Annotated in this window: 15 protein-coding genes; 5 read left to right on the top strand and 10 right to left on the bottom strand. The window is 30.0% G+C overall.

Features of this window, described 5'->3' with window-relative positions:
* Positions 1-110: 110 nt before the first annotated feature.
* From C0982_RS02125 to C0982_RS02090, 8 genes are all read right to left on the bottom strand, one after another.
* Positions 111-1235: an ABC transporter ATP-binding protein gene (locus C0982_RS02125; RefSeq protein WP_101772567.1), complete on the bottom strand. Its 1125-nt coding sequence runs from the start codon at positions 1233-1235 to the stop codon at positions 111-113.
* Positions 1236-1309: 74 nt separating this feature from the next.
* A complete protein-coding gene (gene pgmB, locus C0982_RS02120) occupies positions 1310-1954 on the bottom strand; it encodes a beta-phosphoglucomutase (protein WP_101772568.1) in 645 nt (214 codons plus the stop codon).
* A 28-nt stretch (positions 1955-1982) separates the two neighbouring features.
* Positions 1983-3647, bottom strand: a complete 1665-nt coding sequence (locus C0982_RS02115; RefSeq protein WP_101772584.1) for an alpha-glucosidase — start codon at positions 3645-3647, stop codon at positions 1983-1985.
* 25 nt (positions 3648-3672) lie between these two features.
* Positions 3673-5949: a glycoside hydrolase family 65 protein gene (locus tag C0982_RS02110; protein ID WP_101772570.1), complete on the bottom strand. Its 2277-nt coding sequence runs from the start codon at positions 5947-5949 to the stop codon at positions 3673-3675.
* Between the two features lie 73 nt (positions 5950-6022).
* Complete coding sequence (locus tag C0982_RS02105) at positions 6023-6844, bottom strand: carbohydrate ABC transporter permease (RefSeq protein ID WP_101772571.1); 822 nt, start codon at positions 6842-6844, stop codon at positions 6023-6025.
* On the bottom strand, positions 6844-7716 hold the full coding sequence (locus C0982_RS02100; protein ID WP_101772572.1) for a carbohydrate ABC transporter permease: 873 nt from the start codon (positions 7714-7716) through the stop codon (positions 6844-6846). Before C0982_RS02100 ends, C0982_RS02105 begins: the two co-directional genes overlap by 1 nt.
* Before the next feature lie 77 nt (positions 7717-7793).
* A complete protein-coding gene (locus tag C0982_RS02095; RefSeq protein ID WP_101772573.1) occupies positions 7794-9077 on the bottom strand; it encodes an ABC transporter substrate-binding protein in 1284 nt (427 codons plus the stop codon).
* 52 nt (positions 9078-9129) lie between these two features.
* Positions 9130-10146, bottom strand: coding sequence for a LacI family DNA-binding transcriptional regulator (locus C0982_RS02090; RefSeq protein ID WP_101772574.1), 1017 nt, complete (start codon positions 10144-10146; stop codon positions 9130-9132).
* A gap of 326 nt (positions 10147-10472) precedes the next feature.
* Between C0982_RS02090 and C0982_RS02085 the strand changes: the two genes are divergently transcribed.
* The 5 genes from C0982_RS02085 to C0982_RS10495 all read left to right on the top strand — a co-directional run bounded on the left by C0982_RS02085 (position 10473) and on the right by C0982_RS10495 (position 13067).
* Positions 10473-11360 carry an ROK family protein gene (locus tag C0982_RS02085; RefSeq protein ID WP_101772583.1) on the top strand — a complete coding sequence of 296 codons (888 nt, stop codon included), beginning with the start codon at positions 10473-10475 and terminating at the stop codon, positions 11358-11360.
* Positions 11361-11649: 289 nt separating this feature from the next.
* Entirely contained in the window at positions 11650-11778 is a 129-nt protein-coding gene (locus C0982_RS10775) for a hypothetical protein (protein ID WP_278336025.1), read from the top strand.
* A gap of 584 nt (positions 11779-12362) precedes the next feature.
* Positions 12363-12491 carry a hypothetical protein gene (locus tag C0982_RS10770; protein ID WP_278336026.1) on the top strand — a complete coding sequence of 43 codons (129 nt, stop codon included), beginning with the start codon at positions 12363-12365 and terminating at the stop codon, positions 12489-12491.
* Between the two features lie 120 nt (positions 12492-12611).
* Positions 12612-12785 carry a hypothetical protein gene (locus tag C0982_RS10500; protein ID WP_180946841.1) on the top strand — a complete coding sequence of 58 codons (174 nt, stop codon included), beginning with the start codon at positions 12612-12614 and terminating at the stop codon, positions 12783-12785.
* A 129-nt stretch (positions 12786-12914) separates the two neighbouring features.
* Positions 12915-13067, top strand: a complete 153-nt coding sequence (locus tag C0982_RS10495; RefSeq protein WP_180946842.1) for a hypothetical protein — start codon at positions 12915-12917, stop codon at positions 13065-13067.
* A gap of 350 nt (positions 13068-13417) precedes the next feature.
* On the opposite strand, the gene C0982_RS02080 is transcribed toward C0982_RS10495, so the two are convergent.
* The gene (locus tag C0982_RS02080; protein WP_101772576.1) at positions 13418-14119 is read right to left on the bottom strand and encodes an IS6 family transposase; all 702 of its coding nucleotides are present in this window, start codon (positions 14117-14119) and stop codon (positions 13418-13420) included.
* Positions 14120-14296: 177 nt separating this feature from the next.
* Positions 14297-14875, bottom strand: a complete 579-nt coding sequence (locus tag C0982_RS02075) for a DUF1062 domain-containing protein (protein ID WP_242961469.1) — start codon at positions 14873-14875, stop codon at positions 14297-14299.
* Positions 14876-14878 lie beyond the last annotated feature (3 nt).

Genomic DNA, 14878 nt, shown 5'->3' with positions numbered 1-14878 from the left:
TATTTTTTTCTTTAGTATATTCAAATAAAAAAAGATAGCATGAATTATTTCATGCTATCTTTTAAATAAATGTATTTTTATTCAAAATTATTTTATTTAAATTTTAAAAATTATTCATTATATAATATATTTTCTTCTGTTTCAACGTCAAAGAAGTGTACTCTGTTCATGTCTAATGCAAGAGTCATTTCTTGATTTCTTTCAACATCAGTTTTTCCATCAAACTTTGCTATAATTTCTTTTCCAAAAAAGTCCAGATAAACTATTATTTCAGATCCCATAAGTTCTCTAATAACAACTTTTGACTCAAACTTACTTTCTGGGGACATATCGATAAAGACTCTTTCTCTATGTATATCTTCAGGTCTAACCCCCATAACTATCTTTTTACCAGTATATCCTTTTTCAATCAAGTAAGCAGCCTTACCCTTTGGTATCAAAAATTCTACTTCTTTTCCATCAACTTTTGCGAATGTATCTTCTCCAACTGTTTTTAACTCTACATCTATAAAGTTCATCTGTGGACTCCCAATAAAACTTGCCACAAACTTATTGACTGGATTTTCATAGAAAGCTTTTGGCTTGTCGATTTGTTGAACTTCACCATGGTTCATTACAACTATTCTATCTCCCATTGTCATTGCTTCTACTTGATCATGAGTAACATATATAAATGTAGCATCTAATTTCTTATGAAGTTTTGATATTTCAGCTCTCATCTCTGTTCTTAGCTTTGCATCCAAATTAGATAATGGCTCATCCATTAAAAATACCTTTGGGTTTCTAACAATTGCTCTTCCAAGAGCAACTCTCTGTCTTTGACCTCCTGATAATGCTTTTGGTTTCCTATCTAATAAATTTTCAAGTTGAAGTATTTTGGCAACTTCCCTCACCTTTTTGTCTATCTCACTTTTACTTACTTTTCTAAGCTTTAGTGCAAACGACATATTATCGTATACTGTCATATGAGGATATAATGCATAGTTCTGGAAAACCATAGCTATATCTCTATCCTTTGGTTCTACATCATTTACTACCTTATCACCTATGCTCAGTGTCCCACTAGTAACATCTTCCAATCCTGCTATCATTCTAAGTGTAGTAGATTTACCACATCCAGATGGCCCTACCAAAACTATAAATTCTTTATCTTCTATATCTATATTTACATTTTTAACTGCATTAAATCCATTATCGTATGACTTTGACACGTCTTTTAATTGAACTCTTGCCATTTCTATCACCTCTTCATTATTTTTTACGCTCGTATATTTACACTATACTTTAGTACTCTACATACATTGAGGTACTATTTATTATCTAGTATTGCTATTATATCTAAGCTTAATTCTCTTGTACTCTCTAATCTTAAATCTGCATCTACATTTATACCTATGCTTCTCATGTTACAAGATCTCATAGCTTCTACACCCGCATCTGCATCTTCAATTCCTATTACATCATCAATATTGAGATTTATTCCTCTTGTAGCTTCTATAAAAATATCTGGAGCTGGCTTTCCATTTTTTACAGCATCAGGATCTGCTATATAATCTATCTTTTTACCTAGTCCTAATTTTTCTAAAATCATAGGTGCATTTTTAGATGCAGAAGCCAATCCTATTTTTATGTTTTTTTCTTTCAATTTATTAATAAAATCCTCTATTCCAGGCAAAATATCCTTTTTATCTAGATTTTTTAAAAGTTTTTTATATTCTTCATTTTTTATATCAGCCATCTCATGCATCTCTTCTTCTGAATAAATATGTATGGCATTTCCATATTCTAATATTAACTTTAGAGATTCTATTCTCGGTATACCTTTTAATTTTTCATTAAATTCCTCTGTTAACTCTATTCCCATTTTTGAGGCAAGATTGTTCCATGCAATATAATGAAATTTTGCAGTATCGGTTATTACCCCATCTAAATCAAAGATAACTCCTTTTATCATGCTTTTACTCCCTGTATAACTCTCTATTTTAGTAGTTTTTTAAAATTATAGCCTCATATGGTTTTAATTTTATAGTATTTTCATACTTATTATATTCATCATAGTTTGATAATACTAAAGTATATTGATCTAATTTGAATTCATTTCCTATTTCAAATTCTATCTCTTCTTCATAGAAATTAGCTACAACTAGAAGACTCTTTTCATCTAATCTTCTTTCATAAGCAAATATAGATTTATTATCTTTGTCTATAAGGTTAAAGTCTGCTTCTGTTATCAAGTCATCAGTATGTCTTAGTTCTATCAATTTTTTATAATGATAAAATACAGAGTTCTTATCTTTTAAAGCCTCTTCAACATTAATTTCATCGTATCTAGGATTTACCTTCAACCAAGGTGTACCTTCTGTAAATCCTGCGTGTTCCTTTGAATTCCACTGCATTGGTGTTCTAGCATTATCTCTAGATATCGTATGTACAGCCTTCATAAATTCATCTTTAGTTAGTTTCTTTCTATCTAATACTAAATCTTTATATGCATTTCTTATTTCAATATCTTGATATTCATCTATTTCATAATACGCATTTACCATTCCTATTTCTTCGCCTTGGTATACATATGGAGTTCCTTGCATCATATGAAGTATAGTTCCAAACATCTTTGCACTCTCTACTCTATATTCTCTATCATTACCCCATCTAGATACCACTCTGGCTTGGTCATGGTTTTCAAAGTATAGTGAATTCCACCCTTTTTTGTGTAATCCTTTTTGCCATAGATTTAAAGTTTCTTTCAATTCAACTAAGTCCAATTTTTCTAAGTCCCATTTTCCAATGCTGCTACCTTTTTTTGCATCTAAATCCATATGGTCAAATGTAAATATCATGTTCAATTCATCTCTGTCTTTATCACAGAATAAAAGTGCATTTTCAGGAGTAGATCCAGGTGCTTCCCCCACTGTCATGCAATCGTATTTTGATAATACTTCATTGTTCATTTCTTTTAAATATTCATGTAATCTTGGCCCGTTAGTATGGTAATCTCCAATATAATTTTCATCCGGAGATACTTCTTCATAATTAGGAAAATCTGTGTATTTAGATATAGAGCTAATTACATCCATTCTCCATCCGTCTACACCTTTGTCCATCCAAAATTTCATAATGTCATATATTTCTTTTCTTACCTTTGGATTTTCCCAGTTTAAATCTGGCTGTTTTTTTGAAAATAAGTGTAAATAATATTGTTCTGTTTTTTCATCAAATTCCCAAGCTGTTCCACTAAAATATGATCCCCAGTTGTTCTTTTCATCTTTCCAGAAATAATAGTCTCTATATGGGCTATCCTTTGATTTTTTACTTTCTTTAAACCATATGTGCTCATCGCTTGTATGATTAGGTACTAAATCCATAACTATTTTAATACCTCTATTATGAGCCTCTTCAATCAGCTCATACATATCTTCATTTGTGCCAAATGTATCCCATATCTTTCTGTAATCACTAATATCATAGCCATTATCATCCTGTGGTGACTCATATACAGGACTAAGCCAAATAACATCTATTCCTAGTTCTTTTAAATAATCTAATTTACTTGTAACACCTTTTATATCTCCTATCCCGTCTCTATTTGTATCACAGAAACTTCTAGGATATATCTGATATATTACGGATTTTTTCCACCATTCCATATTATTCCTCTTTCCGCTATATAAGCTATTTCAATTTAATTTTCAGTTCTTTATCTAATTTAAAGCATTTGTCATATATTTTTATTTCAATTGGATTACCAGTTCTCAACTTTATAATAACTTCTTCTGCTGTTGTTTCGAGATTTATCAACCTATCTCTGTAATTAATATTAAAGCTGTATCCTTCCCAACCATCAGGAACTAATGGAGAGAATGACAATTCTTCATTAAACGTCCTCATACCTGCAAAACCTTGAACTATTGACAACCAACTTCCAGACATACTCGTGATATGAAGTCCATCATCTGTATCGTGATTATAGTTATCCAAATCTAATCTAGATGTTCTTTCATACATATCTACTGCCTTTTTATCCAGGCCTATTTCACAAGCTAATATAGAATGTATACACGCTGATAAACTAGATTCATGAACTGTCATAGGTTCATAAAACTCATAGTTCTTCTTTTTTTGCTCTAAAGTATACTTGTCATTAAAAAAATATATACCCTGTAGAACATCTGCTTGTTTTATAAAGCAAGATCTAAGTATCTTATCCCATGACCAATGTTTATTTAGAGGCCTTTCAGACTCATCTAATTTCGATACAGACATCAACTCTTTATCTAAAAAAGTATCGTGCTGCACAAATACATCTAACTCTTCGTCATATGGGTAATACATATTATCTGTAATATCTTTCCACTTGTCTATTTCATTCTTATCTATATCTAACTCCAATAGTTTTTTATCCAAACCTTGTCTCTTTATTTTCTCAATCATTTCAATAGTAAAATCTATTGTCCATGCGGCTACAGTATTCGTATACCAATTATTATTTACATTATTTTCATATTCATTAGGACCTGTAACACCGTGCATCATATAGCATTTTTTCCTTTTATTGTAGTGAACTCTATCAGCCCAAAATCTACTAATCCCTACCAATACATCTATACCATAACTATACACGTACTCATAATCTCCGGTATAATTTGCATAATTGTATATTGCATATGCAATAGCTCCATTTCTATGAATTTCTTCAAATGTTATTTCCCATTCATTATGGCATTCTACTCCTGTAAAGGTAACCATAGGATAAAGAGCACCTTTTAAACCTTGCATTTGAGCATTGTGATAAGCCTCTTTTAGTTGATTATATCTATACATCAAAAGGTTTCTACTTACTTCTTGAGGTGCTACTGAAAGATACATTGGTACCATATATGCTTCTGTATCCCAATAAGTAGCTCCACCGTATTTTTCTCCAGTGAATCCCTTTGGACCAATATTCAGCCTCATATCTTCTCCATAATAAGTCGAAAATAGTTGGAATATATTGTATCTAATTCCCTGCTGAAGCTTCTTATTATTCTTTATTACAACATCTGCAATATCCCATCTTTCAAACCATTTAATCGAATGTTCTTTTGCTAAAGACTCATATCCTTTATAACTCGCTTTTTCAGATAATGTTTTTGCTTTCTCTACAAGTTCTTCTTCCTTATAATCCCTTGATGTAGTAACTGCTATAATTTTTTCTACTCTAGCAGTTTCTCCTTTTTTAATTGATTTTTTTAAATTACAAGCAATGTATGATTCATCTTCTATAGGCATTAATTTTTCACCTTCAAAGTTGATATTCATATAATTACATATTGAAAACTGTTCTACTCCAAAGTCATTTTGAACTGTCTTTGACTGTATATATCCGCTTTTTTCATCTACATTTTTTGATTTTATATCCCAAAATTTTTCATTGTAATTAGAGTCCTCATTTTTAACATTTGCATCTATATATGGTACAAATTCAACTATACAGTCAGTATCTACTGAATGGACCTCATAATTAATTGCACAAATTTCCTTTTGGGCTATACTTACAAATCTACTTACTTTTATTTCAAATCTATTATTGTTTCTCTTTATTGTAAAGTTTCTATGTAAAATACCTTCTCTCATATCTAATTCACGATAAAAAGATTCTATTTCTTCCTTATTTAAATCTATCTCTATTCCGTCTATTTTCACTCTTAATCCTATGAAATTAGGCGAGTTTATCATCTTTCCGAAGTAATTTGGGTATCCATTTTTCCACCATCCTACACGAGTTTTATCTGGAAACCAAACTCCTCCAATATAAGTACCTTGAAGGGAATCACCTGTATATTTTTCTTCAAAATTCCCTCTCATACCCATGTATTCATTACCAATAGACATTAAGCTTTCAGAAAGTCTAAATTCATCTTTATTTAAACTTTTTTCTATAATTTTAAATTCATTGTACTCGAATCCCATACTACCTCCGTATTTTTACTTGGCCGGCAAAGCCGACCAAATATAATTTTAAATTTTGCATTAGGAAATATAATTATTTTACCGATCCTGCTGTTATTCCCTTTATAATTTGCTTTTGAGCTATAAAGTAGAATATTATTACAGGTATTATTGCTATAGTAAGGCCTGCTAAAGCTAGGTTCCACTGCTTTGTATACTCTCCAAAGAAGAAGAACATCTTAAGTGGAATAGTTTCCATTCCAACTTGATTTATTACAAGTGATGGAAGCAGGTAATCATTCCATATCCATATTGTATTTAATATTGCAACGGTTACAGTAATAGGCTTTAGTATAGGAAATATGATATACCAAAATACTTGAAATCTATTACATCCATCTATAATTGCCGCTTCATCTAATGATTTTGGCAAAGTATTAATCGTTCCGTGATATAAAAATATCGAAAGACTTGAACCAAATCCGAGATATAAAAATATTATTCCCGCTCTGTTTAGCATTCCAAATTTACCAAACATAGACACCAAAGGTATCATAACCGACTGGAAAGGTATCAACATCGCTGCAACAAATGCAAAGAATACTATCGTGCTTACTTTGCTCTTGACTCTTGAAAGTGCATACGCAGCCATTGATGAAAAAACTATTATTACTACCACACTCACAACTGTAATTATTAGAGAGTTCATTAGAGTGTGAACAAAATCCAAACTTTCTACAGCTTGACCATAATTTTCTATATTAATATTTCCAGGTAACTTTAGAGGTGATTCAAATATTTCTTTTTTAGTTTTGAATGAATTTGCTACCATCATATAAAATGGGCTAATCCAAATAAGAGCTAAAATTGTTCCTAAAATTCCCAAAAAAACATTTTGCTTTTTTATCTTTTTCATTACATTTCCACCTCTCTCTTTTTGTTGTAATACACTTGAGTCAATGAAATTGCAGCTACTATAATAAAAAATATAACTGCCTTCCCTTGAGCATATGCCATATTATTTTCGGCAAATGCTGTATTATATATATTCATGGCTACCATCTGAGTTGAATTAAATGGAGCTCCTCCAGTAAGAGATAAGTTTTGATCATACAGCTTAAATGAGTTAGAAAGTGTAAGGAACATACTAACCGTGAAAGCTGGTGCAACTAGTGGAAATACAATATGTCTAAATCTTTGAAATACGTTAGAACCATCGATTTGAGCCGCTTCAATTAATTCTTCCGGTATACTTTCAAGATGTGCTATATATATTATCATTACATAACCTGCCATCTGCCAAGCTGTAAGAATTACTAGCCCCCAAAATCCAGTAGACGTAGTAGACAACCACCCTTGAAGAGCTTCTACTCCTATTGCTTTTCCTAAAGTATCAAATCCCTGTATAAAAATAAATTGCCATATAAAGCCTAATATTAGACCACCTATTAAGTTTGGCATAAAAAATACTGTTCTTAAAAGATTGCTGCCCTTTATTTTTTGTGTTACTAAAAGTGCTAACCCTAATCCAAGCGCATTAATAAGTACAATTGAAACTACAGCAAACTTTACTGTAAACCATAGAGAATTTCTAAAACCTTCATCTCCTAAAAGTCTTGCGTAGTTTTCAAGACCTACAAACACAGGTGTATTTATTCCATCCCAATTTGTAAATGAATAATACACTCCATATAAAAGGGGTACTACTACCACCATAAACAAAGCAACTACAACTGGTGCTATAAACAACCAGAAGTATAATCCCTTTTTCTTAACTTTTTTCTGCATAACATCCTCCTAATGCATATTTAATGAAAAACAAAGTGCTGCCGGTTAAAATTAACACGACAGCACCTTTTATTTAACTACTTTCTAGCCTGTTCCCAAGCCTGTTGTGCATTTTTAATTATATCTTCCCAAGAAGATTGTCCACTTACATATTTTTGTATATCTGCTCCTAAAGTATTCTGTCCCCATCCTGATGGATATCCCATGAATATCCAGTCAGAAGTATTTCCAGCTTTAGAGTATTCATATACTACCTTAGAAAGAGGATCTTGTATCTTGCTTGAATCATATCCCTTGTATGCCGGTATAAACTTAAATTCATTTAATACATACTCTTTTCCTTGATCTGAAGTATACATCCACTCTAAGAATTCCTTAGCTGCTTTCTTAGTAGCATCATCTTTGTCTTTGTTTACTCCCCAGTACATTGGAACACCAACTGGTAATTTACCTTCTGATACACCTTCTACTGGAATAGGTATCATTCCAATATTTTTTGCAAGTTCACTATCAACTTGATCAATTGAGTTGAATACCCAGTTACCCTGCTGTATTATTGCTACTTTACCCATAGAGAATAGCTTTTCTACCTGCTGAGAATAATCTAAGCTGGCTGTTGGCTGTACTGAATACTTATTTTGTAAGTCAACAATATCTTTAAACTGCTTTGAGTATTTAAAATCTATTGTTTTAGACTCGTATATTTTATTTATATTCCCTTCAAATTCTGGTGAAATAAATACATTTGAAAGGTGAAGCCCTGTTACCCAAGTTTCTTTAGCTGGAAAGGCTATCGCAGCATCTAATCCTAAGTTAGATTTTTCTGCATCTATTTTTTTCACTGCTTCAGAAAGCTTTGCGTATGTAGTTAGCTCTTCTGCATTTATACCTGCCTTTTTGAATATTTCTTTATTATATATAAATCCGTAACCTTCTTGGCTATATGGCAATCCATAAACTTTACCTTCTTTTGTAACACCGTCCAAAGTCTTTGGAAGAGCTTCATTTACCAATTTACTACTGCTTAAATCTTCAAGCTTATTCTCCCAATCCTTTACATCCTGTGGTCCACCAATGTTGAAAATCGCAGGTTCGTTTCCTGATGAAAACTTAGATTTTAGAGCTGGTCCATATTCAGTACCACCACCTACTGACGTAATATTAATTTTTACGTTAGGGTTTTCCTTCATATATTCCTGAGCCAACTTTGTAAACTGATCCTTAAATTCAACCTTAAATTGGAATATATCTAGTTGAACTTGTTTATCACTGCCTGATTTACTAGAATTTCCACATCCAGCTAGTAAAGACACTGATAATAGTCCTACTGCTGTTAAACTCATTAGCTTTTTGAACTTCATAAAAATACCTCCTATTTTCTTTAGCCCACACATACTTTTGTGGTGATATATATTATTTGATCGTATAATCAATAATATCTATTAGATTAATTTGTTTCATATCATTTTTATCTAGTTTTTTATTTTCTAAAATATCGATTAATTTTTCGCAGCTTTGCTCTCCTATTTTTACACTATTTACATCAGCATAAAAAACTTTTATATTATCTGGATATTTTTGAACTCCAGAACCAAAGGTAGCGATCGCAAGATTGACTCTCGGCTCTTTTCCAAGCTCATATAAATATTCTATAGCCCCATTAAAAATTAGATCATCGGTAATAACAATTCCATCAATATCTGAATCCGACTCTATGATAGCTTTCATTGAAGCATATCCATTTAATTCATTAAATTCGTTTTCCTGAATGATATTCTTGTTTACTTCTAAATTATTTCTCTCTAATTCATTTAAATATCCCCTATATCTATCTATTGTAACTACGGTATTGCTATCTCCGCCTATAAATCCTATTTTCTTACAACCTTCTTGTATTAATAGTCTTGTCAACTTTTCTGAAGCCACAACGTTATCAGTATCCACTGTGTATACATCATCATACTTAAGCGATTTCCCAATGAGTACAAATGGAAAACTTTTGTCTCTTAAGTAATTTACTGCTGAATCATTTATTATAGATCTCATAAGTATTGCACCGTCTATTTTATTTGCATTTACTAGCCTTTCAATAGATTTTGTATCACCTGATTCATCATAACTTATAACTACGTCGTAACCTCTTAAGTTTGCTGTCTTGACTATTGCTCTAAGCCCTTTTTGAAAGAAAGGATTCAAAAAGAAATCTTCATCTGAAGGCAAAACTAGCCCAACATTTTTAGATATTCTATTTGCCAAACTTCTCGCTATTGCACTTGGGTGATAATTTAGCTCTTCCATTACGCAAATTACTTTCTTGCGAGTTTTCTCACTTATTCTAGGGGAGCCACTTATTACTCTGGACACAGTAGATTTGGCAACACCTGCTCTATCTGCGACCATTTGTATTGTAACATTTTTATTTTTTCCCAAAATAGTCAACCCTCCCTTTAATCTTTATTTCCATTCCAGACATTAATCATATTTTAAATATTCTATAAATTCAAAATAAAAAATATTGAAAAGAATCTAATTAAGATATTTAAATAGTATCGAAGAAATATCCATTTGCATATTTATGCAACCGGTTTCTTTCTTTTTACAAATTCAATATATCATATATATTTATAGTTTACAAGCTTTTTATTAAAAATATTGAAATTTATATTCAATTACATTATACTTAATGTGAATCGCAGTTATTGTGATAATATAATAACTCTTTTCAATATTATTCAATGAAAAGGTAAGGTGTAGTAATGAAAAAGTACATTTGTTTTGATATAGGTGGCACCGGAATAAAATATGGAATTCTTGAAGAAAATGGAAATATTCTTCTAAAAAACGACGTAGAAACAGAAGCAAGAATCCATGGTGGAAAAGGAATTATAGAAAAGTTATTAAATCTAATAAACAGTCATTCTAAAGAATACGAATTATCTGGCGTAGCAATATCTTCACACGGAATGATTGATTCTAATAGCGGAATTATAATGCATGCAGATGAGCATCTAATTCCCAATTATACAGGTATGAATATAAAACAAATTATAGAAAATGAAACAGGCCTATTATGCGAGATTGAAAATGACGTAAACTGTGCTGGTCTTGGTGAACTATGGCTAGGTAGTGGCGGTAATTCAAAATATACTGGTATGATTGCCATAGGAACAGGAATAGGTGCTTGTCTTATAGATGACGGTAATATTATAACTGGACATTCAATGTGTGCTGGAGAAATCGGGAAAATAACTATACCAGGCGGTGTTTTTGAGGATGTTGCATCCTCTTATGCTCTAACTTCAAATCTAGAAAAAAAATTAGGTATGGAATCCGGCTCTTTAAACGGAAAATTAATTTTTGAAGGTATAGAAAGCGGAAACAAAATGTATATAGAAGCTGTAGATGATATGATTGAAAAATTATCAATTGGTATTTCTACTTTCTGTTATATATTTAATCCTGGGACTGTTATTCTTGGCGGCGGTATAATGTCTAGAGATGACTACTTCTCCCCTAGAATAAATGAGAATCTAAAAAAATATCTTAAACCCCTAATATATGAGAACACGGAAATAAAATTTGCTAAACTAAAAAATAACGCAGGCATCGTCGGTGCACTTAGAAATTATCTTAATAAACATTAATATAATTAAGTAGCATTTATTTAATATGAGTTAAATAAATGCTACTTTTTTCTATTTTCTTTATTAAAAAGTTTTTATATGATTTCGCTTAATTATTCTAAACGAAAAATATATTTTTAACAATTATGCTTTTGGAATTTAACTAAATATTTTTTTGATTTTACTTTATTAATATTTATATATTCCACTCAATCCCCTTTATAAAATATTTCATAAAAGGTGTTGACCTTTATTATTTAAGTGTTATAAGAAAGATAAAAAAATAACATTCAAGGACGGAGGTATTGAAATGAAAAAGAATTTAAGAGTGGACAACATCAAAAGATCAAACGGGGAAGACATTACTATTGAAAAGGATATTAAAATGGAAAACTTAGAAAAGAATATCTTCTATAGAAGATTAATGCTTTTTAGATAGTTCTCAAGAAAAGTACTAATTATTAATAAAATTATATTTCTAAATGAATAATTTTTTAATCCATATTGCAATTATATTCAAAATTTAATAAGGTCATAAGTCCATAAAAGAATCACAGTTGAGCTAAATCACTGTGATTCCCTTTTTATTTCATAAAAAGACTTTGTTTATTTAAATACAAGTATTACTGCATTATTTATTTAATCTTGCATGATTAACTTCATAATTAAATATTAATACTATAAATCTATGATTTATTCATATAAAATGTATTTTAGAACTAAAAAATCAACTTATATTTATTTTATTAAATTTACACATCACTTTTAATTAAGAAAATGTATTTTTTATATTTTTCTTAATTAAATATAATTGTAGGTATTTTTTTAACAATCTAATTAATTTAACTAAGTCAATTTTAAGATGATTTAATTATATTAATTTAAGTAATTTTATGTTAATCTCCTTATAATTATTTTACCAAAAAGGTATTGACCTTTGTTTTAAAGATGTTATAATGATATTAAAGAAAGAGATAAAAAAATAACAATCAAAAGGTAAATTTCTAACAGGGGGTGCATATTATGAAAAAAGTTTTAAATGAAAATGAAGTTTATACAACAAATACAGATACACATGATTTAGTGGAAGAAAATCAATTAGATAACTTGAAGAAAAATTCCTTTTATAGAAATTTAATGCTTTTTGATTAAGTTAAGTATTACAATATATTTTTTATAATATAGTAAGATAAATCACATTCGCTAAAATTACAAATAACATCTTTTAGATAAATTTGTTAATATTTTATTAATTAGAAAGGAGCAGCTATTATGATGATGTATGGACAATTGACAGTAAATGAAGAGAAAATGTCAGGTAATAACTCTTATATAGATATGAGCTTTTCCGCAGATCTTGATTACACTGACAATGAATTAAAACTTATACGTGAAAAAAACTTAAAAAACAGCCCATTATATAGAAGAATAATGATGATAGGATAGTTTAATAATTTTTTTTAGAACTTAACGGAATTATACTTAATTTATAGGAAACAAATTTTATTTAAAGCAATTATAATCATTTAATAAAAAATTAGTGATATTCACTAATATAAACAGGAGGTAACTACTATGATGATGTATGGACAATTGACAATAAACAGAAAGAAGATCGATTCTGAAAACAGAAACACTACAAACAATGAATTTACTTCTAGAGAATTAAATTTACTACGTGAAATAAACATGAAAAAAAGCTCTTTATACAGAAGAATAATGCTTTAATTTAAATACTATTCAATACAAAAAATATTGAAAATAATTACGAAAGATTGGTGGAATTTTGGATAATTTATCGGATAGTTTTTCGGAGAAATAGGTGAGTTACTTATGAGACGTCATTTGGAACTCACCTATTTTGTTTTTTTGTTATGTATAAAATCAGGTTGTGTTGCAAAGTTTGAAAAAACAGCATACTTCACCAATTTCTTAAATTTCTAGCAAGCAGTTTTAAATAATCTTTCAATTTCGTCCCATGGTGAAAAACCGAAGAGAGTAATTTCTCTTCGGCNTATCCCATCTGGTTGTGTTGCAAAGTTTGAAAAAACAGCATACTTCACCAATTTCTTAAATTTCTAGCAAGCAGTTTTAAATAATCTTTCAATTTCGTCCCATGGTGAAAAACCGAAGAGAGTAATTTCTCTTCGGCTAATTTTATACATAGCAGATACAACTTCAATTCCTTTTATAGTAGACGCTGCAGTATAAGTTGACTGAAAACTATTACTATAGGAGAGCTTAGATTTCACCTTACGGTGATCCTGTTCTAAAATATTATTAAGATATTTAGATTGCCAATGATTGACTGATTCATCTAAGAAACCTTCTGATTTCAACTCATTTATAGCTTTAATTGAGGGGGCATATTTATCTGTTACAATAGAACGAGGCTGCCCATAATCTCTAATAATTCGTTTAATAAAAACCTTTGTAGAGACAGTATCTCTATGGTTTCTTAGCCACATATCTAGAGTTAATCCATTGGAATCAATTGCTCTGTAAAGGTAGCAATACTTCCCTTTGACTTTTATATAGGTTTCATCAATTCTCCAAGATTTAGATAATGCTCCACGTCGATTTTTTCTTTTCCATAAATGATATAAAGTCTTTCCATACTGTTTATTCCAACGATAAATTGTAGTATGATCAACCCCAATGCTAAATTTACGCATAATCTTCTCACAATCACGATAACTTAAAGAAAAATGATAATAAAGTCCTAAGGCTTCAATTATTATTCTAAAATCATATTGCTTTCCTTTAAATAATTTTTTCATGATTGCGTACCCTCCATTTATATGAATTATACAAATATTATATCGTAAAATTAGGATAATTTAAACTTTGCAACACAACCATATTATCTACATCATTTTCATCCTTTAAAATATTTACTTTTAGTTCTTATGCTCTTTTTTCATGATGTTCATCGATTAATTTTTTCACCCCATTAATCAAGTATTTGAAATTAAAATTATAGTTTCTGAAGACAATAATTTTCCCTTTTTTAGATTTTGATCTGTAATACTTTGAATTTTATTGTTTGAAACGAGATTTTCAAATTCACGTCGTGAAAGATTAAGCTTAGTGCGTAAAACAGAAGATATTTTTAGTGGTAATATATATTGACTTTTAATTTTTATGATTACCGAATTTTCTAAGGATGTATCTTCTCCAATAATATTATAAGCAGGCATTTTGATTTCTACTCCATTTTTATGCAAAATGGAAATATTCATTGCATATTGCAAGGCTAGAAATGCATCATTGTTGTGGAATCGTTCAAGCAAATCAACTCCCAGACTCTGTGGAGAAACTCGAGAATAAATGCTGCTATTCCAAGTTGTATTGCATTGAACACATTTATAAATCAACCAAACATCTAGTACTTTTTGCTGTGCATTTATCCGAAACTCCCCAGAACAAACATATTCTCTTTTCTTTCCACATTTTTTACAGTACCGTAATATAGCAGGCGGTGTACAATATTCTACATTCCAAATAATAGTAGTTATTTCTTTGCTATTAATCATAAA

The sequence above is a fragment of the Peptostreptococcus faecalis genome, assembly GCF_900240845.1.
GTDB classification, from domain to species: Bacteria; Bacillota; Clostridia; order Peptostreptococcales; family Peptostreptococcaceae; genus Peptostreptococcus; species Peptostreptococcus faecalis.
Note: the sequence above shows the minus strand (reverse complement) of the source record. Positions and strands in the feature narration are given on the sequence as shown.